The organism is Microvirga arvi (assembly GCF_016892765.1).
GTDB lineage: Bacteria > Pseudomonadota > Alphaproteobacteria > Rhizobiales > Beijerinckiaceae > Microvirga > Microvirga arvi.
On record NZ_JAFEMD010000011.1, the window covers coordinates 88,658 to 109,555 of the forward strand.

General features: G+C 61.4%; 23 protein-coding genes and 4 tRNA genes. 12 read left to right on the forward strand and 15 right to left on the reverse strand.

Annotated elements, in window-relative coordinates; translation table 11 throughout:
• Window positions 1-93 precede the first annotated feature (93 nt).
• The 12 genes from rplL to ILT44_RS09255 form a co-directional block, all read right to left on the reverse strand.
• A complete protein-coding gene (gene rplL, locus ILT44_RS09200; RefSeq protein ID WP_204239273.1) occupies window positions 94-471 on the reverse strand; it encodes a 50S ribosomal protein L7/L12 in 378 nt (125 codons plus the stop codon).
• A 52-nt stretch (window positions 472-523) separates the two neighbouring features.
• Window positions 524-1,042 (reverse strand): 50S ribosomal protein L10, encoded by a 519-nt coding sequence (gene rplJ / locus ILT44_RS09205; protein WP_204239274.1) that lies wholly within the window; start codon window positions 1,040-1,042, stop codon window positions 524-526.
• Between the two features lie 573 nt (window positions 1,043-1,615).
• The gene (locus tag ILT44_RS09210; protein ID WP_239468037.1) at window positions 1,616-2,875 is read right to left on the reverse strand and encodes an RNA polymerase sigma factor; all 1,260 of its coding nucleotides are present in this window, start codon (window positions 2,873-2,875) and stop codon (window positions 1,616-1,618) included.
• Window positions 2,876-2,924: 49 nt separating this feature from the next.
• Window positions 2,925-3,347 carry a YciI family protein gene (locus tag ILT44_RS09215; RefSeq protein ID WP_204239276.1) on the reverse strand — a complete coding sequence of 141 codons (423 nt, stop codon included), beginning with the start codon at window positions 3,345-3,347 and terminating at the stop codon, window positions 2,925-2,927.
• Window positions 3,348-3,529: 182 nt separating this feature from the next.
• A complete protein-coding gene (gene rplA / locus ILT44_RS09220; protein ID WP_204239277.1) occupies window positions 3,530-4,231 on the reverse strand; it encodes a 50S ribosomal protein L1 in 702 nt (233 codons plus the stop codon).
• A 10-nt stretch (window positions 4,232-4,241) separates the two neighbouring features.
• Window positions 4,242-4,670 (reverse strand): 50S ribosomal protein L11, encoded by a 429-nt coding sequence (rplK, locus tag ILT44_RS09225; RefSeq protein WP_099511377.1) that lies wholly within the window; start codon window positions 4,668-4,670, stop codon window positions 4,242-4,244.
• Window positions 4,671-4,842: 172 nt separating this feature from the next.
• Window positions 4,843-5,376: a transcription termination/antitermination protein NusG gene (gene nusG / locus ILT44_RS09230; protein WP_099511376.1), complete on the reverse strand. Its 534-nt coding sequence runs from the start codon at window positions 5,374-5,376 to the stop codon at window positions 4,843-4,845.
• A 12-nt stretch (window positions 5,377-5,388) separates the two neighbouring features.
• Window positions 5,389-5,589: a preprotein translocase subunit SecE gene (secE, locus tag ILT44_RS09235; protein ID WP_204239278.1), complete on the reverse strand. Its 201-nt coding sequence runs from the start codon at window positions 5,587-5,589 to the stop codon at window positions 5,389-5,391.
• A gap of 163 nt (window positions 5,590-5,752) precedes the next feature.
• Window positions 5,753-5,829: transfer RNA gene (locus ILT44_RS09240), tRNA-Trp, on the reverse strand.
• Between the two features lie 43 nt (window positions 5,830-5,872).
• Complete coding sequence (gene tuf / locus ILT44_RS09245; RefSeq protein WP_204239266.1) at window positions 5,873-7,063, reverse strand: elongation factor Tu; 1,191 nt, start codon at window positions 7,061-7,063, stop codon at window positions 5,873-5,875.
• Window positions 7,064-7,270: 207 nt separating this feature from the next.
• Window positions 7,271-7,344 (reverse strand) — tRNA-Gly (locus ILT44_RS09250).
• Between the two features lie 17 nt (window positions 7,345-7,361).
• Window positions 7,362-7,446 (reverse strand) — tRNA-Tyr (locus ILT44_RS09255).
• Between the two features lie 191 nt (window positions 7,447-7,637).
• On the opposite strand from ILT44_RS09255, the gene ILT44_RS09260 reads away from it, so the two are divergent.
• Complete coding sequence (locus tag ILT44_RS09260) at window positions 7,638-8,462, forward strand: TrmH family RNA methyltransferase (protein ID WP_204239279.1); 825 nt, start codon at window positions 7,638-7,640, stop codon at window positions 8,460-8,462.
• A gap of 239 nt (window positions 8,463-8,701) precedes the next feature.
• The gene (locus tag ILT44_RS09265; RefSeq protein ID WP_204239280.1) at window positions 8,702-10,420 is read left to right on the forward strand and encodes an MFS transporter; all 1,719 of its coding nucleotides are present in this window, start codon (window positions 8,702-8,704) and stop codon (window positions 10,418-10,420) included.
• Window positions 10,421-10,497: 77 nt separating this feature from the next.
• Here the strand turns inward: ILT44_RS09265 and ILT44_RS09270 are convergent, their stop codons facing one another.
• Window positions 10,498-10,806, reverse strand: coding sequence for a hypothetical protein (locus tag ILT44_RS09270; protein ID WP_204239281.1), 309 nt, complete (start codon window positions 10,804-10,806; stop codon window positions 10,498-10,500).
• A 139-nt stretch (window positions 10,807-10,945) separates the two neighbouring features.
• On the opposite strand from ILT44_RS09270, the gene ILT44_RS09275 reads away from it, so the two are divergent.
• The 3 genes from ILT44_RS09275 (at window position 10,946) to ILT44_RS09285 (ending at window position 11,912) form a co-directional block, all read left to right on the forward strand.
• Window positions 10,946-11,020 (forward strand) — tRNA-Thr (locus ILT44_RS09275).
• Window positions 11,021-11,244: 224 nt separating this feature from the next.
• Complete coding sequence (locus ILT44_RS09280; RefSeq protein WP_204239282.1) at window positions 11,245-11,418, forward strand: hypothetical protein; 174 nt, start codon at window positions 11,245-11,247, stop codon at window positions 11,416-11,418.
• Window positions 11,419-11,507: 89 nt separating this feature from the next.
• Window positions 11,508-11,912 carry a cupredoxin domain-containing protein gene (locus tag ILT44_RS09285; protein WP_204239283.1) on the forward strand — a complete coding sequence of 135 codons (405 nt, stop codon included), beginning with the start codon at window positions 11,508-11,510 and terminating at the stop codon, window positions 11,910-11,912.
• Window positions 11,913-11,915: 3 nt separating this feature from the next.
• Here the strand turns inward: ILT44_RS09285 and ILT44_RS09290 are convergent, their stop codons facing one another.
• On the reverse strand, window positions 11,916-12,086 hold the full coding sequence (locus ILT44_RS09290; RefSeq protein ID WP_204239284.1) for a hypothetical protein: 171 nt from the start codon (window positions 12,084-12,086) through the stop codon (window positions 11,916-11,918).
• A 163-nt stretch (window positions 12,087-12,249) separates the two neighbouring features.
• On the opposite strand from ILT44_RS09290, the gene ILT44_RS09295 reads away from it, so the two are divergent.
• Together ILT44_RS09295 and ILT44_RS09300 are read left to right on the forward strand one after the other, a co-directional pair.
• On the forward strand, window positions 12,250-13,047 hold the full coding sequence (locus ILT44_RS09295; protein ID WP_204239285.1) for a TrmH family RNA methyltransferase: 798 nt from the start codon (window positions 12,250-12,252) through the stop codon (window positions 13,045-13,047).
• 99 nt (window positions 13,048-13,146) lie between these two features.
• Window positions 13,147-14,133 (forward strand): MBL fold metallo-hydrolase, encoded by a 987-nt coding sequence (locus ILT44_RS09300; protein WP_204239286.1) that lies wholly within the window; start codon window positions 13,147-13,149, stop codon window positions 14,131-14,133.
• On the opposite strand, the gene cutA is transcribed toward ILT44_RS09300, so the two are convergent.
• Window positions 14,130-14,459 carry a divalent-cation tolerance protein CutA gene (gene cutA / locus ILT44_RS09305; RefSeq protein ID WP_204239287.1) on the reverse strand — a complete coding sequence of 110 codons (330 nt, stop codon included), beginning with the start codon at window positions 14,457-14,459 and terminating at the stop codon, window positions 14,130-14,132. The genes ILT44_RS09300 and cutA overlap by 4 nt on opposite strands.
• 49 nt (window positions 14,460-14,508) lie before the next feature.
• Here cutA and ILT44_RS09310 point away from each other — a divergent pair, with 49 nt between their 5' ends.
• From ILT44_RS09310 to ILT44_RS31610, 5 genes are all read left to right on the forward strand, one after another.
• Complete coding sequence (locus ILT44_RS09310) at window positions 14,509-15,282, forward strand: NAD kinase (RefSeq protein WP_204239288.1); 774 nt, start codon at window positions 14,509-14,511, stop codon at window positions 15,280-15,282.
• A 54-nt stretch (window positions 15,283-15,336) separates the two neighbouring features.
• Window positions 15,337-15,816 (forward strand): MaoC family dehydratase, encoded by a 480-nt coding sequence (locus ILT44_RS09315; protein WP_204239289.1) that lies wholly within the window; start codon window positions 15,337-15,339, stop codon window positions 15,814-15,816.
• Complete coding sequence (locus ILT44_RS09320; protein ID WP_204239290.1) at window positions 15,816-16,688, forward strand: HpcH/HpaI aldolase/citrate lyase family protein; 873 nt, start codon at window positions 15,816-15,818, stop codon at window positions 16,686-16,688. The genes ILT44_RS09315 and ILT44_RS09320 overlap by 1 nt, the downstream gene beginning before the upstream one ends.
• A 320-nt stretch (window positions 16,689-17,008) precedes the next feature.
• Complete coding sequence (locus ILT44_RS09325) at window positions 17,009-19,462, forward strand: cadherin-like domain-containing protein (protein ID WP_204239291.1); 2,454 nt, start codon at window positions 17,009-17,011, stop codon at window positions 19,460-19,462.
• The gene (locus ILT44_RS31610) at window positions 19,360-20,811 is read left to right on the forward strand and encodes an Ig-like domain-containing protein (RefSeq protein WP_307826387.1); all 1,452 of its coding nucleotides are present in this window, start codon (window positions 19,360-19,362) and stop codon (window positions 20,809-20,811) included. Before ILT44_RS09325 ends, ILT44_RS31610 begins: the two co-directional genes overlap by 103 nt.
• Window positions 20,812-20,898 lie beyond the last annotated feature (87 nt).

Consider the following 20,898-nt stretch of genomic DNA (forward strand, 5'->3'; position numbering starts at 1 on the left):
CGACACAACGGCCCCAGGCAAAAACCGCCTGGGACCGTGTGTTTTGAACCCCGATTTCTCGGGGGTAACCCTGCGGCCATGAAGGCCGCAAAATTACTTAAGCTCGACCTTGGCGCCGACCTTCTCGAGGGTCGCCTTGATCTTCTCGGCTTCGTCCTTGGAAACGCCTTCCTTAACGGGCTTCGGCGCACCTTCGACGAGGTCCTTAGCTTCCTTGAGGCCCAGGCCCGTGATGCCACGGACTTCCTTGATGACCTCGATCTTCTTGTCGCCGGTAGCGGCGAGAACGACGGTGAACTCGGTCTGCTCTTCAACAGGAGCAGCGCCAGCACCAGCGCCAGGAGCAGCCGCGACGGCAACAGCCGCAGCAGCGGAAACGCCCCACTTCTCTTCGAGCATCTTCGAGAGCTCGGCGGCCTCGAGAACGGTCAGCGACGAAAGATCGTCAACGAGCTTGGCAAGATCAGCCATTTCTTAGTTCCTTAGGTTCAGTTCGAACGATTGATGGTTTTGAGGTACGGCCTCACGCCGCTTCGCCTGTCTTGGCATAGGCCCCGAATACGCGGGCGAGCTTCGCCGCCGGCGCAGTGCTGAGCTGAGCGATCTTGGTAGCCGGAGCCTGGATAAGGCCGACCAGCTTGCCGCGCAGTTCATCAAGGGACGGCAGAGTGGCAAGCGCCTTCACTCCGTCCACGTTCAGGGTGGTCGTGCCCATTGCACCACCGAGGATCACGAGCTTGTCGTTCCCCTTGGCGAAATCAACAGCGACCTTGGGCGCCGCGACCGGATCGCTCGAATAAGCGATCAGGGTCGGACCTTTCATAAGGCCCGAAATGGACGCGACGTCCTTGCCTTCGAGAGCGATTTTGGCGAGGCTGTTTTTTGCGACCTTTACGGTGGCACCGGCCTGCTTCATCTGCGCGCGCAGCTTCTGCATGTCGGCGACCGTGAGGCCAGCATAGTGTGCAACGACGACAACGCTCGTGGTCGAAAACACGTCGTTGAGAGTCGAGACGAGCTCGCGCTTTGCTGCTCTTTCCACTGGGCTCTCTCCGGTTGGCGGAAATCTCCGCCGGTTGCATTTGCCGTTCAAGGCCCGGACTTGCGCCCAAGGCGTCCTGAACGACGCTCTCGCAAGCCCTGTCCCCCAAATGAGCCTGGCGGCGCACCGGGTGAGATGGTTCGAACCGATCCTCTTCACCTGCGTTAGCAGATGCAAAACTCGGCTTCCCCGTCTATGCAGGCCCTCTCGAATTAAACCGGCAAGCCGGCACCTGCAGTCTTGGACAGGACATAGCCGGAACGCGCCAAAAGTTGCCTCTTGGCTCGCCGGCCTGTCACCGCCCCGTCTCCGGGACGGATTCGCAGCCAAAGGCCCGCGCGAAAGCGGAGCCTCGGCCTATGTTGGAAACTCAACGCGTCCTATTAAGCCTTTTTGAAGCATTTGCCAAGAGGCTTTTTGCCGGGCGACCTGTATTACTTTACGTTACGGAGTTTCTTCGGTTCGGCTGCTCGGCTGCCCGACTATTGCCTCGGTGGCATGGCTGGAAGCGCCCTGCCCTCCGTCGGATATGCTGAATCATCAGGCGCCCCATGAGAACCAAACCGACATCGATCAGACTGAGCAGGCTGCTGCCCTTCCGAGAAGGAAGGCTTTCTCGCGCGCATTGCGGCTCAGCTCAGCCGCAAGCTCGAAGTGGTTCCTGGCTTCGGACAGCCGACCGGCACGGAACAGGAAATCCCCCTTCGCAGCCGGCAGAGGCGCATAGTGGGGCAAAGCAGCCGGATCGATTTCGTCCACGAGCACCAAGCCGGCTTCCGGGCCGAACGCCATGCTATGCGCCACCGCCCGGTTGAGATCGACGACCGGCGAGGGCGTGACCGAGCGAAGGATGTCATAGAGCGAGGCTAGCCTCGGCCAATCCGTTTCCTCCGCCCGAAGGGCACGGGCGTGGCAGGCGGCAAGCGCGGCTTGGAGGGCATAAGGCCCAGCGGCACCGCCCAAGCTTTCGGCGCGCTCCAGCGCCGCGAGACCCCGACGGATCAGAAAGCGGTCCCACAGCGCCCGGTTCTGCTCGGTCAGGGGGATCGCGTCTCCCTGCGGCCCGACACGGGCTGCCAGGCGCGAGGCCTGGATTTCCATGATTGCGAGGAGGCCGAAGACCTCAGGCTCGTCGGGCGCCAGACCGGCAAGGATGCGCCCCAGCCGCCGCGCCTCGGCACAGAGGGCCGGACGGATGAGGTCCTCCCCCGCGGTTGCCGAGTACCCTTCGTTGAAGATCAGGTAGATGACCTCCAGCACCGAAACGAGGCGGTCCCGCCGTTCCTCGCCGCGCGGAACCTCGAAGGACAGGCCTGCCTTGCCGAGGGTCTTCTTGGCCCGGACGATCCGCTGGGCGACCGTGGCTTCGCTGGTGAGGTAGGCGCGGGCGATCTCGTCCGTCGTCAGTCCGCCGATCAGGCGCAGGGTCAGCGCCACCCGCGCCTCCCGGGACAAGACCGGGTGGCAGGCGATGAAGATAAGGCCCAGCAACTCGTCGCCGACATCGTCATCCATGGCCGCCTCGATCGCCGCGATGCCGGCCTCGTCCTCCTCCGAAAGGTCGCGGCCGATCTCGGCGTGCTTGCGAGCGAGCATCCTGCTGCGTCGCAGGAGGTCGATGGCCCGGCGCTTGGCCGTGGCGGTCAGCCAGGCGCCGGGATTGGCCGGGACCCCGGTTCTCGACCATTCCGACAGGGCCGTGACGAAGGCATCCTGCGCCAGCTCTTCGGCCAGCCCCACGTCCCGCACCATCCTGGCCAAGCCGGCAATGAGCCTCGCCCGCTCGATCCGGAAGATCGCCTCGATCGCCTGGTGGGTTTCAGACCCCGCCATCGTCGTGGTCACGAGGGCATCCCGAGCCGCGGGCAAGCGGCCGGAGGGCTCATTGGCCTGAGGTCTTGGCCCGGAGCTGCCTTTCCCGCTCGGCGATTTCCGGTGTCACGGCATCGCCGAAATCCGCCATCTCGTAGATCGGACGGATCTCGATCTCGCTCGGGCCGAACATCGGATTGGGACAGCGCTTCACCCACTCGACCGCCTCCGCCATGTCCTTGACCTCCCACAGCCAGAAGCCGGCGACGAGCTCGCGGGTCTCGGCGAAAGGCCCGTCGATGACAGTGCGGCCCGGGCCGTCGAAGGCAACCCGCTTGCCCTGCGACGACGGCTTGAGTCCGTCACCAGCCAGGAGAATGCCGGCCTTGACCAGCTCTTCGTTAAACCGACCCATGGCCTCGAAAAGCTCGGTCGTGGGCATGACGCCCGCTTCGCTGTCCTCGGTCGCCTTCACCAACACCATCACGCGCATCGTCTCATCTCCTTGTGATCCAGGGAGGCCGCACGGGCTCTCCTGCCTCTACGACGAACGGGCATCCGCAGGATCGACATCCCGTTGGAATTTTTTGCACCAGAACGATCCGAAAAGGGACTCGGAAAAGAAAAAGCCCGGCACGAAGGCCGGGCTTTCTCGATTGTCTAGCAACGGGCTTGTTAGCCGCCGATTACCGAGGAGGGATCGACCTTCACGCCCGGGCCCATCGTCGAGGAGATCGCGACGCGCTGGATGTAGGTGCCCTTGGCGCCCGTGGGCTTGGCCTTGGAGACCGCATCGGCGAACGCCTTGATGTTCTCCACGAGCTTGCCCTCGTCGAACGAGGCCTTGCCGATGCCGGCATGGACGATGCCGGCCTTCTCGACGCGGAACTCGACGGCGCCGCCCTTGGCGGCTTCCACGGCACCCTTCACGTCCATGGTGACCGTTCCGACCTTCGGGTTCGGCATCAGGCCGCGGGGGCCGAGCACCTTACCAAGACGGCCGACGAGCGGCATCATGTCCGGGGTCGCGATGCAGCGGTCGAAGTCGATCGTGCCGCCGTTGACGGTCTCGAAGAGCTCCTCAGCGCCCACCACGTCGGCACCGGCTGCCTTAGCCTCGTCGGCCTTGGCGCCGCGTGCGAACACGGCCACGCGGACCGTACGGCCGGAGCCGTTCGGCAGGTTGCAGACGCCGCGGACCATCTGGTCGGCGTGGCGGGGATCAACGCCGAGGTTCATGGAGACCTCGATGGTCTCGTCGAACTTCGCCTTGGCGCGTTCCTTGATCAGCTTCACCGCGTCCTGGATCGGATACAGCTTGGTGGCCTCGATGCCCTCGCGGGCGGCGCGGATGCGCTTACCTTCCTTAACAGCCATCATGCCCTCCTTATGCCACTTCCATGCCCATCGAGCGCGCGGAGCCCTCGATCATGGCCATGGCGGATTCAACGGTGTCGCAGTTGAGATCGACCATCTTCTTCTCGGCGATCTCACGGATCTGGTCGCGGGTCACGCGGCCGACATTGCCGCCCTTGCCGGGGGTCTGCGAACCCTTGTCGATCTTCGCGGCCTTCTTGAGCCAGTACGAGACCGGGGGCTGCTTCATCTCGAAGGTGAAGGAACGATCCTGATACGCGGTGATGATCACCGGGATCGGGGTGCCCTTCTCCATCTGCGCGGTCTTCGCGTTGAAGGCTTTGCAGAATTCCATGATGTTCAGGCCGCGCTGACCGAGCGCCGGACCGATCGGCGGCGACGGGTTGGCTGCGCCTGCGGGCACTTGAAGCTTAACGTAGCCCGAGATTTTCTTTGCCATAGGACTGCTCCCAATGGACCACCCGCCCGGCGCCAACCGAGCGGCATGGCAGTTGCAGATCGCGGTGCGGCCTGAAGCTCCCGGCTGGCGACCGGGCAGACCTTCCGCGGATGAAAGGCCCTGTCATAGGGCCTGGAAAGTGTCACCAGTCAGGTGCCACTTCCCGAAACGCTCAGACCTTCTCGACCTGAGCGTATTCGAGCTCGACCGGCGTGGCGCGGCCGAAGATGGAGACCGCCACCTTGAGGCGGGCCCGGGCGTGGTCGACTTCCTCGACGACGCCGTTGAACGAGGCGAAGGGGCCGTCCGAGACGCGGACCTGCTCGCCGACCTCGAAGCTGACGGAGGGCTTAGGATGATCGACACCCTCGGCCACCTGACCCTTGATGCGCTCGGCCTCGCGATCCGGGATCGGAACCGGCTTGGACTTGTCCGCGCCCAGGAAGCCCGTCACCTTCGGGGTATTCTTGATGAGGTGATAGACCTCGTCGGTCAGGTCGCACTTCACCAGGACGTAGCCCGGGAAGAACTTGCGCTCCGTATCGACCTTACGGCCGCGGCGCACCTCGACCACCTTCTCGGTCGGCACCATGACCTCATCGAACTTGTCTTCCAAGCCACGCTGGGCAGCCTGATCCTTGATCGACTGGGCGACCTTGTTCTCGAAGTTCGAGTAGGCGTGGACGATATACCAACGCTTCGTCATTGCATCCGCCTCTTAACCACCAAGCCCGAGAATTACGGAGCGAACGCCCCAGCCGATCACCTGATCGACGACCAGGAAGAAGATGCTGGCAAGGACCACCATCACGAACACCATGGCGGTCGTGATCATGGTCTCCTTGCGCGTCGGCCAGGTCACCTTCGCGGCTTCCGAGCGGACCTGCTGTATGAAATCGAACGGGTTCGTCTTCGCCATTTCACTGCGCCCACGTCGCCTTGAGAGCAACAGCGGACGTCCTCTAAGGGCATGCTTGAGCCCAAATTGAAGGGGCGCGAGGCTGCTTTTTCAAGCCTCGCGCCACCTGTTCAAACCATCTGCGGGGCGCTCTTTAAAGCAAAACGCCCGCTTTGTCGACCGCTGGCAGGAGTGGAGGGACTCGAACCCCCAACCCCCGGTTTTGGAGACCGGTGCTCTAGCCGATTGAGCTACACTCCTCCGGCGGTCAACAGGTGGCGGAAACCCGCCACCTGGATCGGTATTAGTCCATCACTGCGGCGACGACGCCGGCGCCGACGGTACGGCCGCCCTCACGGATGGCGAAGCGCAGCTTCTCCTCCATGGCGATCGGCGCAATCAGCGTCACTTCCATCGTGATGTTGTCGCCCGGCATCACCATCTCGGTGCCCTCCGGCAGCGTCACCACCCCCGTCACGTCCGTCGTGCGGAAGTAGAACTGCGGACGGTAGTTGCCGAAGAACGGCGTATGACGACCGCCCTCTTCCTTCGTCAGGATGTAGGCCTCGGCCTTGAACTTCGTGTGCGGCTTGATCGAGCCGGGCTTGCACAGCACCTGACCGCGCTCCACGTCCTCGCGCTTCGTGCCGCGCAGCAGAACGCCCACGTTGTCGCCCGCCTGGCCCTGGTCGAGCAGCTTGCGGAACATCTCAACGCCCGTCACCGTCGTCTTCACGGTGTCGCGCAGGCCCACGATCTCCACTTCCTCGCCGACCTTGACCACGCCGCGCTCGACGCGACCCGTCACCACCGTGCCGCGGCCCGAGATCGAGAACACGTCCTCGATCGGCATCAGGAACGGCTGGTCGATCGGACGCTCCGGCTGCGGAATGTAGGCATCCACCTCCGCCATCAGCTTGAGCACCGCGTCGCGGCCGATCTCAGGCTGGCGATCCTCCAGAGCGCACAGGGCCGAGCCCTTCACGATCGGAATGTCGTCGCCGGGGAAGTCGTACTTCGACAGAAGTTCGCGCACCTCGAGCTCGACCAGGTCGAGCAGCTCGGCGTCGTCGACCATGTCGACCTTGTTCATGAACACCACCAGCGCCGGAACGCCGACCTGGCGCGCCAGAAGGATGTGCTCGCGGGTCTGCGGCATCGGGCCGTCGGCCGAGGACACCACCAGGATCGCGCCATCCATCTGCGCCGCGCCCGTGATCATGTTCTTCACGTAGTCGGCGTGGCCGGGGCAGTCGACGTGGGCATAGTGCCGGTTCTTGGTCTCGTACTCCACGTGGGCGGTCGAGATCGTGATCCCGCGTGCCTTCTCCTCCGGCGCCTTGTCGATCTGGTCGTAGGCCGTAAACGTCGCCCCGCCCGACTCCGCCAGAACCTTCGTGATCGCCGCCGTCAGAGACGTCTTGCCATGGTCCACGTGACCAATCGTCCCAATGTTGCAGTGCGGCTTAGTCCGCTCAAACTTTTCCTTCGCCATTGATCTCTACCTTACATAGGCCAGGAACAAAAAACCCAGGGGCGTCCGATATTGCGGTTGGGCTCATTGTGCAAGAGCCAATTTCGAAATTGCAGAACCTTATGCCTATAAGCCGATCCCCTCGCCCACCAAGCACGGATCGCCGGACGCCTCACCAGAGGTGCTTACCGCCAAAAGCACAAGCTAGACAGGAACTGCAGGGAAAGGTGGAGCGGGTGAAGGGAATCGAACCCTCGTATTCAGCTTGGAAGGCTGCTGCTCTACCATTGAGCTACACCCGCATGCCCTTCTGATTGGGTGGTGGGGGAAGTAGGACTCGAACCTACGAAGGCATAGCCAGCGGATTTACAGTCCGCCCCCTTTGCCGCTCGGGACATTCCCCCTAAGAACCCAACCCGAACGCAAAACGCCGAGGCCGTTCTGTAAAGCGCTTGGCCAAGGCCCGACGCTCCGTGGCGCTCTTATGGTGAGGTGGATGGCCGGTGTCAACCTCAAAGCGCAACGAAATCGGATGGTCGTGAATGGGCGCTCCCTGTGCTATTGCCCTGGGAACAACACGTGAGATTTAAAGAGCATGAGCGAGCGCCCATCCCCCTTCCGCAAGCCCCGTTTTCAGCGCCCCCATGGGAAGCCCGGCCGCCGCGACCATCAGGCCAAACGGCCGAATTTCGAGATCGACACCACCATTCTCTATGGGTGGCACCCGGTGGCTGAAGCCTTACGCAACGGCAATCGAACGATTCGCCGCCTGCTGGCGACCGAGAACTCCGCACGGCGCCTCAGCGAGGAACTGGGCGCTCCGTTGCCTATCGAACCCGAGATCGTCCGCCCTGACGAGATCAACCGCCTTCTGGAACCGGACGCTGTTCACCAGGGCCTGTATGCCGAGGCCGATCCCCTGCCCTCGCCGTCAGTCGACACCTTGAGCGGAAAGCGCGTGGTCCTGGCTCTCGACCAGATCACAGACCCTCACAATGTCGGTGCCATCGTCCGAACGGCAGCGGCTTTCGATGTGGAAGCCATCATCACCACGGCAAGGCACAGTCCGGCTGCCACGGGCGTTCTGGCCAAGTCCGCGTCGGGCGGACTCGAGCACGTGCCCTTCATGATCGTGCGGAACCTTGGAGATACGCTCACAGCGCTTGGCGAGCGCGGTTTCCAGCGAATCGGCCTCGATTCCACGGGGGACGCGAGCCTGGATGAGGTGCAGATCACGCTGCCCGTCGTTCTGGTTCTGGGCTCGGAAGGCAAGGGATTGCGCCAGAGAACGCGCGAATGCTGCGACGTGATCGGACGGCTCGATATGCCCGGTGCCATCAAGAGCCTGAACGTCTCCAATGCCACAGCCATTTCCCTTTATGCTGTGGTCAGAGGCGCCGCCAGAAACGCTGGAAAGTGATGCCCTGCACGAAGATAAGCCATTGTCCTTGCTGAAGATTTTTCATGATCACGCGACTTCTTAGACGGAAGTCGCAAATACCAATTGTGAATTGTGGAAACAAAGTCCGGAGGTAGCCTCCCGTTCGATGGACTTTCTTGACTGTGCTGAGCAGTCACGATGCCTCGGCCTAAGAGCCCGCCAGGCGGGCTTGCGGCCCAGAACCCGGATCACCGGGCACATCTATGGAAGGGAACCCTATGGCAACAGCAGCAACTACGCCGCATTCGGCCGCCGCAGCGCGGCCGATGACGCGAGAGGAGAAGAAGGTCATTCTGGCCTCCTCCCTCGGCACCGTCTTCGAATGGTATGATTTCTATCTCTACGGCTCCCTCGCCACGATCATCGGCGCGCAGTTCTTCTCCGCCTTCGACGTGACGACCCGTAACGTCTTCGCGCTTCTCGCCTTCGCGGCAGGCTTCCTGGTCCGCCCGTTCGGCGCCATCTTCTTCGGCCGCATCGGCGATCTGGTTGGCCGTAAGTACACCTTCCTGATCACGATCCTGATCATGGGCTTCTCGACCTTCCTGGTCGGCCTGCTGCCCAGCTACGCCCAGATCGGCTGGATTGCACCGGTTGTGCTGATCGCACTGCGCATGCTGCAGGGCCTGGCGCTCGGCGGCGAATACGGCGGTGCGGCGGTTTATGTGGCCGAGCACGCTCCGGTGGGCCGTCGCGGCTTCTACACCAGCTTCATCCAGATCACGGCGACTGTCGGCCTGCTGCTGTCGCTCGTAGTCATTCTCGTGCTGCGCACATGGATGGGTGAGCAGGGCTTCCAGACCGGTGAGGGCTGGCCGATTGCCGGCTGGCGCATTCCGTTCCTGCTTTCCGTGGTGCTCCTCGGCATTTCCGTCTGGATCCGTCTCCAGATGAACGAGTCGCCGGCCTTCAAGAAGATGAAGGAAGAAGGCACCCTGTCGAAGGCTCCCCTGAAGGAGGCGTTCGGCCAGTGGAGCAACCTCAAGATGGTGCTCATCGCTCTGATCGGCCTCGCGATCGGCCAGGCGGTGGTATGGTACACCGGCCAGTTCTACGCGCTGTTCTTCCTCCAGAGCATCCTGAAGGTCGACCTGCTTACCTCGAACGTGCTGATCGCCTGGTCGCTGATCATCGGAACCGGAGGCTTCGTCTTCTTCGGGGCGCTGTCGGATAAGATCGGCCGCAAGCCGGTGATTCTCGGCGGCTGCCTGATTGCGGCGATTACCTACTTCCCGCTCTTCGGCGCTCTCACGAATGTGGCCAGCCCACGCCTCAACCAGGCGCTTGAGACCGCGAAGGTCCAGGTTGTGGCGGATCCTGCCACCTGCGGCTCGGTGTTCGATCCGGTCGGCATCCGCACCTTCACCGCACCGTGCGACATCGCCCGCGTGGCCCTGGCTCGCTCGGCGGTCAAGTACGAGCTCGTTCCGGCTGCTGCTGGTACCGCTCCGAAGGTGACCTTCAACGGCAAGGAAACTCCAATTGCTGCTGCCATTCCGGCCAACATCACGGCCTTCACGGCAGCGGCTGCAGAGGCGGGCTATCCGAAGGCCGGCGATCCGACCATCCTGAAGGTCGGCGGCTTCTTCGACGCCCTTGGCAATGCTCAGGCTCTCAAGGCCATCGGCATCCTGACCATTCTGGTGATTTACGTCACCATGGTGTACGGCCCGATCGCCGCTGCTCTGGTGGAGTTCTTCCCCACCCGCATCCGCTATACCGCGATGTCCTTGCCCTACCACATCGCCAACGGCTGGTTCGGCGGTCTGTTGCCTCCCACCGCCTTCGCGATGGTGGCTGCCACCGGCGACATCTACTACGGCCTGTGGTACCCGATCGTGATCGCCCTGGTGACCTTCGTGGTCGGCCTGCTCTTCGTGCCGGAAACCAAGGACCGGGATATCATGACCTACGAAGGCGCCGGCGTAAGGCGTTAAGCTTCCGGAAAGCCTCTCATGAACAGGAAAGCCCCGCCGAAAGGCGGGGCTTTTCGTTGAACAGGTGAAGCCGCCGGTCAGTAGCAGGTCGTCACGCGGCGGACGATCCAACCCTCGCCTTCGACGAACATGCGCTTCCGCGAGATATCGCAATAAGCATCGCCACCCGTACCCGACTGAACCGAAGCTGTGGTGTCCACGTCCTTGGCCGACACTGAGGTCACCGCCTCCTTCGCGGGCTTGGCCGCGGCACCTTGGCTGGCCGGTGCAGCCTCGACTGCTCCAACCAGGCCTGCACCGGCGAAGATCGACAATACGACGAGAAGTTTGAGGCCGCCTTGCAGCGGCGAGGGTCTAGACGGAACAGAAGCCCCTGAGGTCTCCATGATACCAACTCCTTGGTTTCTCTTTGCCTTACAATCGCAGAGCCAGGAGTTGGTTTCGGTGTGCTGGAACACTTAATATTTACGTTTGTATGGAACTTGCGTCCTGCTGCGTGTGCTGCTACCTCAGCCTGCAAGTTCAGCCGGTGTAGCACAGCGGTAGTGCAGCGGTTTTGTAAACCGAAGGTCGGGAGTTCGATCCTCTCCACCGGCACCACTCTTCTAATGAAACAGGCCATGTTTCACCAAAAGCCTCGGCATCTCGCCGAGGCTTTCCGCTTTTTACGGACCAGCGGCCGGAAGCGGCTTCCCCTTGATGATGGCAAAGCCTGCCCTCTTCCCTTTCGGCATCCTACCGTCGGCCGGAGTAGCCCATCTGCCCACACATGAGTTCCCGCAAAATGCGCCTAATCTGCCATCCAGCTCTTGCTGGAGGCCCTCATGGAAGTGTTCCTGCTGAACGTGATGGGGTCGGCCGCAGTGGCATCGGCCGTCATCGCCGGGATCATTACGACACGGCTGTCACGGGAGATCTCCGGCTCTCCTGACAGCCATTTGGATACGACCCGGAAAGGGCTGGAGCACAATTGGCGCGATCAAAAGCCATCACGCTGATCCCCGGACGGAGCCGTTTGACCGATCTAGATCGTCCCGGCACCGAGGAAATGGTAATCTCTGATCTGGCATGAATGGAGGAGGCTGCAATGAGGGCTGCTCTCCTGGTTCTGGTACTCCTGTCAGGCCTCTGCGCCAACGCCACGGTTGCAGCGCAATCCCGAACCAGGGCTCAACCAGTTGATGTGATCCTCACGGATTTTGCGTTCACACCCCAGAGACTTCACCTTCGGCAGGGCCAGGCCTATAGGCTCCGTTCCGTGAACAGGGGCTCCGGCGGACACAACTTTTCAGCCCCCTCGTTCTTCGCGGCGGCAAGAATCGATCCGGCCGATGCGGGCGCCGTGGCGGGTGGAAAAATCGAGCTTGGAGGCAACCAAAGCCGTACCCTCCGCTTGGTCCCAGCGGCAGGGAATTACGCCGTGACCTGCACGCATTTCCTGCACGCCGGCTTCGGTATGGTGGGCAGTATCACCGTAGACCGGGGCGTCTGATCCCTAGCGAATCTGTTCCTTGCCCCAATTCTTATGCGCGACCTCGTCGGAAACCTTCTGCTCGGTCCGCGTCAGTCTGCGGCGACGGCTGTATACGGCCATGAAGATGCCGATCAGCAACGGACCGCCGACGATAACCAGCGCCCAGATCCAACCATCGGCTATATCCCACATCATCCTTCTCCTTGCGAAGGGCTGCCTGTGCAGCCCTGCCTGTTCTTGAAGGGCTAACCGGAATGGAAAGTCCTTGTTCCGCTCGAAGGTTCTGCATAGGCAAAGCCGCGACCTGAGATTAGACACGTTGGATGTCTACAGCGCCAAAGCCCGATAAGTCCCCATGCTGATTGCCCTCTCAGATCCTGACGACCCTCGGATCGAAGCCTACCGGGCTGTTCGGGAACGGGATCTTGTCGGGCGGCAGCACCGCTTCGTGGCCGAAGGTGAGGTGGTCCTGAGGGTTCTGCTCAGGCAGCCCCGGTTCGAGATCGAATCGCTCCTGCTGGCGGAGAGCCGTGTTGAGGGCCTGAGTGATGCGTTGCCCATGCTCTCCCCTGCGATCCCGGTCTATACGGCGAACCGGCAGGTGATGGACGCCATTGTGGGCTTCCCGATCCACAGGGGCATTCTCGCCGTGGCCCGGCGCCCGCCCCTGCCCTCGATTGAGGAAATTCTTGCGGGCCTGCCGGAGAATGCCCTCGTGGTTGGGCTGGTCGGGCTGGCCAATCATGACAATGTGGGTGGGATCTTCCGCAACGCTGCCGCCTTCGGCGCCAACGCCGTTCTGCTTGACCCGGAAACCTGCGATCCCCTTTATCGGAAAGCCATTCGCGTCTCCGTCGGCGGGGCACTGGTGGTGCCCTTCACGCGCGCGCCCGCAGCAGATGCCCTGGTGCGAGCCCTGCAGGTGGCTTCCTTCGAGGTCATCGCTCTCTCTCCCTCCGGCACTGAGATTCTCTCGCAGGTCCGGCCTGCCCGGCGCACGGCCCTGCTCCTCGGGGCTGAGGGACCCGGCCTGCCCCCAGATCTTCTGGCGCGGACCCGAACCGTGTCCATCCCGATGAGCGGCGGTTTCGATTCTCTGAACGTGGCGACCACGAGCGGCATCGCCCTCCACCATCTCACCCGCGTCGAATAAGGACAGCGGCCCTATCCTGCTCGCTGACTTGTGAAAGGATGCTCCCTTGCTTGCAAGCGTAACCGTTCTAGGCTTTTGCTCTCACCGCTGGAGACGCTTATGACGATCACACGCCGCGCCGTTCTTGCCACCACCGCTCTTGCCGCTGCCCCCGTCGTCGGGCCGGCCCTGGCTCAAACCACCCCTTCCGCGCCAACTCCTGCTCAAGGCTCAGCCCCGCGCCAGGCGCCCGGCTTCTACCGCTACAAGGTCGGCGATGTCGAGGTCACGGCAATCAACGACGGCTTCGCCCAGCGCCCCCTTGAGGGCTTCGTCCGCAACGCCGAGTTGTCCCAGGTGCAGCAGGCGATGCAGGAGGCCTTCCTCCCCGGCAATGCGCTGCCGATCACCTTCAACACCCTCGTGCTCAACCAGGGCGGACGCCTGACCCTGATCGACACCGGCAACGGTGACATGGGAGCGCCGACCTCCGGCCGCTGGATGACGAACTTCCGCGCCGCCGGGTTTGATCCGGCCCAGGTGAATACGGTCGTGATCAGCCATTTCCATGGCGACCACATCAACGGCCTGCGCCTGAAGGACGGCACGGCTGTTTTCCCGAATGCCGAAGTGATGGTCCCAGCCGCCGAATGGGCCTTCTGGATGGACGATGCGCGCATGAACCAGGCACCGGAGGCCATGAAGGGTGCCTTCCAGGGTGTACGCCGAGTCTTTGGCCCCATCGCCAGCAATGTGAAGCGCTACGAGATGGACAAGGAGATCGTGCCGGGCCTGACCGCCGTTGCTGCCCCTGGTCATACGCCGGGCCACACGGCGTATATGCTCTCATCCGGCAACGGCAAGCTGATGATCATGTCCGACATCACGAACCATCCGGCGCTGTTCGTGCGCAATCCGGACTGGTCGGCCGTGTTCGATATGGACGCTGACCAGGCTCGCGCCACCCGCCGCCGGATGCTCGACATGGCGGCCTCCGAGCGGGCGCAGGTTGCCTTCTACCACGCCCCCTTCCCGGCCACGGGCCATATCGCCAAGGACGGCAACGGCTTCCGGTTTGTTCCTGTGCAGTGGAACCCTGCAGTTTAGGACAAGCCTCCAGCTGTTTCCGTGAAAAGCCACTCCAGGGTGGCCGCATCCCCGCCGGTCGGCTCGATGAAGAGAACGACCGGGGTCTCGTAGGGGTGCCTCTCCTTCAGCGCCCGATGCACACGATCCTGAAGACCCTTCCGGGTCTTCAGGATGGCGACTGTCTCCTGGCCCTGTTCGATGGCGCCCTTCCAGGCATAGACGGACCTCATCCCGGGCAGCACGTTGATGCAGGCGATCAGCCGGTCACGAACGAGGCCCTCCCCGATCGCGAGCGCGATGTCCACATCGGGAAAGGTCGTATAGACGAGAAGTGGGCGATCCATGCTATGCCTTTCCTCCGCATCCTATCGGACGCAGCGAGGGTAACTGGGCATGGCCCGTCGTTTCAACAGCATCGCACTCGTGGCCAGTGCCGCGCCTGACGCCCAGAACGCGCTTCAGGTCCTGCAGGATCGTTACGCCAATGTCAGCCCCGAGGATGCCGACGTCATCGTGGCCCTCGGTGGCGATGGCCTGATGCTGCAGAGCCTTCACCGCTTCATGGGGTCAGCCAAGCCCATCTACGGCATGAACAAGGGCACCGTCGGCTTCCTGATGAACGACTTCCGGGATGAAGATCTGTTCGAGCGCCTGGAAGCGGCCGAGCGCAGCGTGGTTCACCCGCTTCTGATGGTGGCCTGGGATGTGCATGGGGTGGCTCATACGGCCCGGGCCATCAACGAGGTCTCCATGCTGCGCCAGACCTATCAGGCGGCGAAGCTGCGGGTGAGCGTCGACAATCGCGTGCGGATCTCTGAGCTCATCGCAGATGGCATCCTCGTGGCGACCCCTGCCGGATCGACCGCCTATAATCTCTCCGTCGGCGGGCCGATCCTTCCGCTGAACGCGCCATTGCTCGCCCTCACGCCGATTTCTGCCTTCCGCCCGCGCCGGTGGCGCGGCGCCCTGCTCCCGGATTATGCCAAGATCCAGATCGAGGTCCTGGAGACCGAGAACCGCCCCGTGAGCGCGGTGGCCGATCACACGGAGTTTCGCAATGTTTCCCGGGTGGATATCTCCATGGATCGCAGCGTCGATCTTGTGATGCTGCACGATCCCGGGCACAGCCTGGACGAGCGCATCCTTCGGGAGCAGTTCGGCCATTGATGACAACACAAGGCATGGGGTCCAACATGCCGATCAACAATGCGAGGTAACGTCATGAACGATGAGAACAGGCATCCGCGCGGCGGACTCTACTTTGAGGATTTCACCGTCGGCGCCACCATCAATCACCGTCTGACCCGGACGGTGACGCAGATGGACAACATGCTGTTCTCCAACATGACCCTGAACCCGCAGCCGCTCCATATCGATGCGCATTTCTGCGCCACCGAGACGGAATGGGGCAAGCCGCTCATGAATTCGCTATTCACCCTGGGGCTTCTCATCGGCATCTCCGTCAATGACACGACGGTTGGCACCACCATTGCCAACCTCGGCATGACGGATGTGAAATTTCCCGCCCCCCTTTTCGAAGGTGATACGATCAACGCCACCACCGAGATCGTTGCGAAGCGCGAATCCAAGTCGCGTTCGGATGCGGGAATCGTGGAGTTCATCCATCGGGCCTACAAGCAGGACGGCACGCTCGTTGCCGAGTGCCGCCGTCAGGCATTCATGCGCAAGAGGAGTGCCTGATGCGCTCCCTGCTCTTCGTGCCGGGTGACAGCCCCAAAAAACTTGAGAAGGGCCTGACGTCAGGAGCCGATGTCCTCCTCATCGACCTTGAGGATTCGGTGGCCCTGTCCGCGAAGGACGAGGCGCGTCGCGTCACGGCGGAGTTTCTCTCCGATCACCGCGCGAGAGCCGAGCGCCCCCGTCTGTTTGTGCGCGTCAACGGATTGAACACGGGCCTGATCGATGCGGATCTCGACGGCGTGATGCGGATCGGCCCTGACGGGATCGTGCTGCCCAAGACGGTCGGTGGTGCGGATGTGGCGCATCTGGGCGCGAAGCTCGCCGTCCGCGAGGCGGAGTTCGGTCTCGAGGATGGAGCCACTCGCATCCTGGCCATCGCCACGGAGAATGCGGCTGGCGTATTCGCATTGGGCACCTTCGCCGGCGTGAGCCACCGGCTCATGGGCATGACTTGGGGCGGCGAGGATCTATCGGCAGATCTGGGAGCCCAGGCAAATCGGGATGACGATGGAGCTTATACGGATCCGTACCGCCTGGCACGTTCGCTCACCCTGCTGGGCGCGGCGGCTGCGAGCGTCGATGCCGTGGACTCAGTCTTCACCAGCTTCCGCGACATGGCAGGCTTGGAAGCCGAATGCCGCAAGGCGCTACGCGACGGCTTCGTGGCCAAGATGGCGATCCATCCGGCACAGGTGCCTGTCATCAATGATGCCTTCACCCCATCGCAGCAGGCAATCGAACAGGCACAGGCGGTGATCGCGGCCTTTGCCGCAAATCCAGGAGCTGGTGTCGTTGGGGTTAATGGCGAAATGCTGGACCGCCCGCATCTGCTCCGTGCCGAACGCCTGCTGAAGCGTACCGGCAAGCATTGATGACAATCTTCGAAGGATTTCAACAAGAGCATCGCTCGGCGCAGGACAACTGCTGAGATGGTAAAAGTAATAATTCAACCATAAGCGGCAACAATCCACATCTCTCCTTCAGATTTCACTGAATCTGAGAAGCAATAAGCCTGTCGCACGAGATCAATACTGCCTTGCCCCTTTAAACAGGCAGTGGACAGCCACAGGAGGCAAACCTCTAATCGCCGTCATGTGCCGTTTTAACAGCCGCTTTAACAACGCGCGGCTGGTCAAAACGCATGAGCAGCTCCACGTGTCGCTGCTACGCCAATAAGCATGAGGTATCGAGGATGTCGGACGCGATTGTTGCTGCCTTCAACGATGCAACGACTTGGCATGAGGCTTTAGCTGCCATCAAGGGCAACACCTCGGCCCTTCTGGATGCGGCGCGTCTCAGTAAACTCAATTTCCTGCCGGATGACGGAGACCTCGAGCAGGCCATCGGCCTCGGTGTCATCGAGATCAAGACCCTGTTCGGAAGCTTCACATCTATAGACGAAATCAAAGCCGTCGCTGGGCGACAGATCGATGTCGAGCATGCAAAGCACGAGTTTGTCGTTGCTATCGGCAACGCGAACACCGTGGACGATATGCGGCTGGCCTTCGAGCAGGCGCAAAGACTCCACGACGATCGTCAAAGCCTCATTCAGGAATGGTCCTCGAATGATGATCCGGTCATCAAGGCACATGCGGCCCAACTTGACGCTGATGCCTATACACTCGTTCTGAGAAATCTCGTCTCGCATCTCAACAATGGGAACTACCTGGAAGCTTTGGGGGAGGAAATGTTGGCGGCCCGTGAAGAAAACGGACCCTTTGATGAAATCGGGATTCTCATTGCAGCCATCGATAACGCCGCCAGGGCGATTGACTCCGACGGTGTCGTCACCTCCTTCAATGCAGCTGCGGACTGGGAAGCAATGCTTGCTGCGGTCAAGGACAATGCATCGGCCCTGCTCGATAACGATCACCTTGCTAAGCTCAACGCTCTTCCCGATGACGGTATTCATGAGCATGCTGTCGGCTCAGGTCTCGCCGAGTTCCGAACCTTGTTCGGAGATTTCACCTCGGTGGACCAGATCAAGGCAGCCGTCGAGAAGCAGCTCGACATCGAGCATGGCAGGTTTTCTGCCCTTCTGGCGATCAACGGTGCTGATGATGCCATCTCGATGGCAACTGTCCTTAGCCACCATATCGCAGTTCTGAGTCAGCACCGCCAGGACCTGATCGCCCAGTGGTCCGCCAGCGGCGATCCCGATGCAGTTGCCCGTGCAGCGGAGCTGGATGGCGAGGTCTACACACGCATCCTGAATGAGATCAGCTCGCGTCTCGACAATGTGCCTTATCAGTCGGAATTGGCGGCCAGGCTTCTGGCAGCCCGTCAGAACGGCCCGTTTTTCGATATCGACACTTTCATCGCCGCGCTCGATGCGGCGGATGAAGCCATTGATGCCACGCATGACGCGGTCATCTCCGGGACAGATTCAGGCTTCGTGAGCGAGGACGGCCAGGAGAGCATCGGCGCTGGCCTCATTATCGAGGACGGTGACTGGGGAGAAAACAACTTCAAGCTTGTCGCAGCAGGCGATCTGCAGAAGCAATATGGAGCATTCACTTTCAACAGCACCACCGGCCAGTGGAATTTTAAGTTGAACAGCGATGCGCAGTCTCTCAAACAAGACCAGCAGGTTCAGCATATACTGCTCGTCGAATCCCTCGATGGGACTGCGACAAGGACCATCACCGTCACGATCAGCGGACGCAACGACACTTCTGTAGCCGCCGTAGACGGCAACAGCGTTTCGGGTGCGGAGGACACCACCATTGCCGGACAGGTTCCTGCCGGTACGGATGTAGATGGAGATAGCCTGACCTACGTTCTGGTGCAGCCGGTCGACGGCTTGACCTTCCATGAGGACGGTACCTTCAGCTATGAGCCGGCGGTCGACTTCAGAGGGGACATCACTTTTCAGTATCGCGTCCTGGACGGGAACGGCGGCACGAGTCAGCCGCAGACTTTCACCATCAAGGTCGGTACAGTAAACGATGCGCCGCGCGAAATCTTGCTGTCGAATACGCGCGTGGAGGAGAACGCCCAGGCCGGGACGGTCGTGGGCACCCTCACCGGCCTCGACGTCGATGGCGACACCCTCACCTTTTCCTTGGTTGACAATGCAGGCGAGCGCTTTGCAATCAGCAACGGCCAGCTGGTTGTTCAGGACGGGGTCAGGCTCGACTACGAGCAGGCGACCGCACATACCGTCACAATCCGGATCACTGACGCATCCCAGGCATCCTACACCGAGACCTTCATTATCGGCGTGGACAACGTCACAAGCGAGAGCATCAGCGGCTCGTCCGCTGCAGACCTCCTCATAGGGGAGGTAAGTTCTTCGGTGTCGTCAAGATCGCTAATGCGCTTATCGCTGCAGATGAAGCCATTGACGACGCGATGGTCGAAGAATTCAACGCAGCCGACACTTGGCAGGAAGCCTTGGCTGCCATCAAAGGCCATCCCTCGACTTTGCTTGATGCAGATCACCTGGCAAAGCTGGATGATCTTCCTGACGATCAAGGTCGTGAGCAGGCTATCGGTCTTGGTATTCTCGAGATCAAAAATCTTTTCGGCGACTACGCCGATGTGGCTGACGTTAAGACGGCTGTCGAGCGTCAGATCGATGTGGAGTACGCCAAGTTCGAACTCATTACCGAACTTGACGCTGCAACAACCGCCGTCGAGATGACGGCCGCTCTTAAGGCGACGGTCGGTCTGGTTAATCAGCATCGGCAACAGTTGATCGATGCATGGTCCCAGAGCGATCTTCCTGAAGTCAAGGCACGCGCCGCGGCTCTCGCAGCTGATTCTTACACGATCATTCTGAAGCAAGCCGCAGATCGTCTGAATGACGATGCATTCGTAACGGACTTGGCTGGCAAGATGCTTGCGAGTCGGGCTGGTCTCGAAGGTGGAAAGTTCTTTGGCGTCACCAAGATCATTGCATCCATGGATGCTGCCATCGACATCATCGATGCTCCTCCGGCAGCACCTGAGAGCCGGGATGTCACCACGAACGAGGATGCTGAACTCGTTCAGGAGATCGGCGCCACTGACCCGAACGGCGATAACCTGACCTACTCGGTCAAGGATACGGCAAAGCCGCAGAAGGGCACTGTGACTTTCGATCAGGCAGGCGGCACGTTCACGTATAAGCCGGCTGCCAACGTGAACGGCACCGACACCTTCACCATCGTCGTCTCGGATGGCAATGGTGGCAGTGTCGAGCAGGTGGTCAACGTCACTATCAAGGCGGTCAATGATACTCCATGGGACATCGCCCTGTCGGGTGGCCAGCTGATCGAGAACTCGAAAGCTGGAACCTCGGTCGGCAAGCTCACGGGCTTTGACGTCGATGGTGACGCTCTCACCTTCACGCTGCTTGATAATGCCGGTGGGCGGTTCAGCTTCGATTCGGCAACGAACGAGCTGAAGGTTGCGAATGACTATGCTCTCAATTACGAGCAGGCCACCTCGCACACCGTCAGGGTTCAGGTGAAGGATTCGGCAGGCACGACCTATGAAGAGAGTTTCAACATTGGCGTGACGGACGACACGAGCGAGAATGTCACCGGAACTGCCACCTCGGACGTGATCAGTGGCGGCGCCGGAAAAGACGTGTTCAACGGCGGCCTCGGCAACGACAAGCTTGCTGGCGGCCTCGGCAACGACACGCTGACCGGCGGCAAGGGCAAAGACGCCTTCGTCTTCGACTCGAAGCTCGGCACGTCGAGCACGGACCGCAAGGTGAACTTCGACACGATCAAGGACTTCTCGGTCAAGGACGACAGCATCTATCTGGACAACGCCATCTTCACAAAGCTTGGCTCAGGTACGCCCACCAATCCCAAGCAGCTGAGCAAGTCCTTCTTTACGATTGGAGACAAGGCCAAGGACAAGAACGACTACGTCATCTACAATGACAAGACGGGCGTGCTGTCCTATGACGCCGATGGTTCGGGCAAGGGCAAGGCGATTGAGATCGCCCAACTCTCCAAGAAGCTCGCCATGACCTACAAGGACTTCTTCGTCATCTAAGCTTGGATGACGATCGAAACCTAAAATCGAAGCGGCCCGCGATGGAGACCATCGTGGGCCGTTTTCTATGCTTCCAACCAATCTCAT

Excerpts from the sequence above, each read along its gene's own strand:
- rplL (WP_204239273.1), bottom strand. The coding sequence starts at position 471 with ATGGCTGATCTTGCCAAGCTCGTTGACGATCTTTCGTCGCTGACCGTT.
- ILT44_RS09210 (WP_239468037.1), bottom strand. The coding sequence starts at position 2,875 with ATGGCGGGGTCTGAAACCCACCAGGCGATCGAGGCGATCTTCCGGATC.
- ILT44_RS09215 (WP_204239276.1), bottom strand. The coding sequence starts at position 3,347 with ATGCGCGTGATGGTGTTGGTGAAGGCGACCGAGGACAGCGAAGCGGGC.
- rplA (WP_204239277.1), bottom strand. The coding sequence starts at position 4,231 with ATGGCTGTTAAGGAAGGTAAGCGCATCCGCGCCGCCCGCGAGGGCATC.
- rplK (WP_099511377.1), bottom strand. The coding sequence starts at position 4,670 with ATGGCAAAGAAAATCTCGGGCTACGTTAAGCTTCAAGTGCCCGCAGGC.
- nusG (WP_099511376.1), bottom strand. The coding sequence starts at position 5,376 with ATGACGAAGCGTTGGTATATCGTCCACGCCTACTCGAACTTCGAGAAC.
- secE (WP_204239278.1), bottom strand. The coding sequence starts at position 5,589 with ATGGCGAAGACGAACCCGTTCGATTTCATACAGCAGGTCCGCTCGGAA.
- tuf (WP_204239266.1), bottom strand. The coding sequence starts at position 7,063 with ATGGCGAAGGAAAAGTTTGAGCGGACTAAGCCGCACTGCAACATTGGG.
- ILT44_RS09260 (WP_204239279.1), top strand. The coding sequence starts at position 7,638 with ATGAGCGAGCGCCCATCCCCCTTCCGCAAGCCCCGTTTTCAGCGCCCC.
- ILT44_RS09265 (WP_204239280.1), top strand. The coding sequence starts at position 8,702 with ATGGCAACAGCAGCAACTACGCCGCATTCGGCCGCCGCAGCGCGGCCG.
- ILT44_RS09270 (WP_204239281.1), bottom strand. The coding sequence starts at position 10,806 with ATGGAGACCTCAGGGGCTTCTGTTCCGTCTAGACCCTCGCCGCTGCAA.
- ILT44_RS09280 (WP_204239282.1), top strand. The coding sequence starts at position 11,245 with ATGGAAGTGTTCCTGCTGAACGTGATGGGGTCGGCCGCAGTGGCATCG.
- ILT44_RS09285 (WP_204239283.1), top strand. The coding sequence starts at position 11,508 with ATGAGGGCTGCTCTCCTGGTTCTGGTACTCCTGTCAGGCCTCTGCGCC.
- ILT44_RS09290 (WP_204239284.1), bottom strand. The coding sequence starts at position 12,086 with ATGTGGGATATAGCCGATGGTTGGATCTGGGCGCTGGTTATCGTCGGC.
- ILT44_RS09295 (WP_204239285.1), top strand. The coding sequence starts at position 12,250 with ATGCTGATTGCCCTCTCAGATCCTGACGACCCTCGGATCGAAGCCTAC.
- ILT44_RS09300 (WP_204239286.1), top strand. The coding sequence starts at position 13,147 with ATGACGATCACACGCCGCGCCGTTCTTGCCACCACCGCTCTTGCCGCT.
- cutA (WP_204239287.1), bottom strand. The coding sequence starts at position 14,459 with ATGGATCGCCCACTTCTCGTCTATACGACCTTTCCCGATGTGGACATC.
- ILT44_RS09310 (WP_204239288.1), top strand. The coding sequence starts at position 14,509 with ATGGCCCGTCGTTTCAACAGCATCGCACTCGTGGCCAGTGCCGCGCCT.
- ILT44_RS09315 (WP_204239289.1), top strand. The coding sequence starts at position 15,337 with ATGAACGATGAGAACAGGCATCCGCGCGGCGGACTCTACTTTGAGGAT.
- ILT44_RS09320 (WP_204239290.1), top strand. The coding sequence starts at position 15,816 with ATGCGCTCCCTGCTCTTCGTGCCGGGTGACAGCCCCAAAAAACTTGAG.
- ILT44_RS09325 (WP_204239291.1), top strand. The coding sequence starts at position 17,009 with ATGTCGGACGCGATTGTTGCTGCCTTCAACGATGCAACGACTTGGCAT.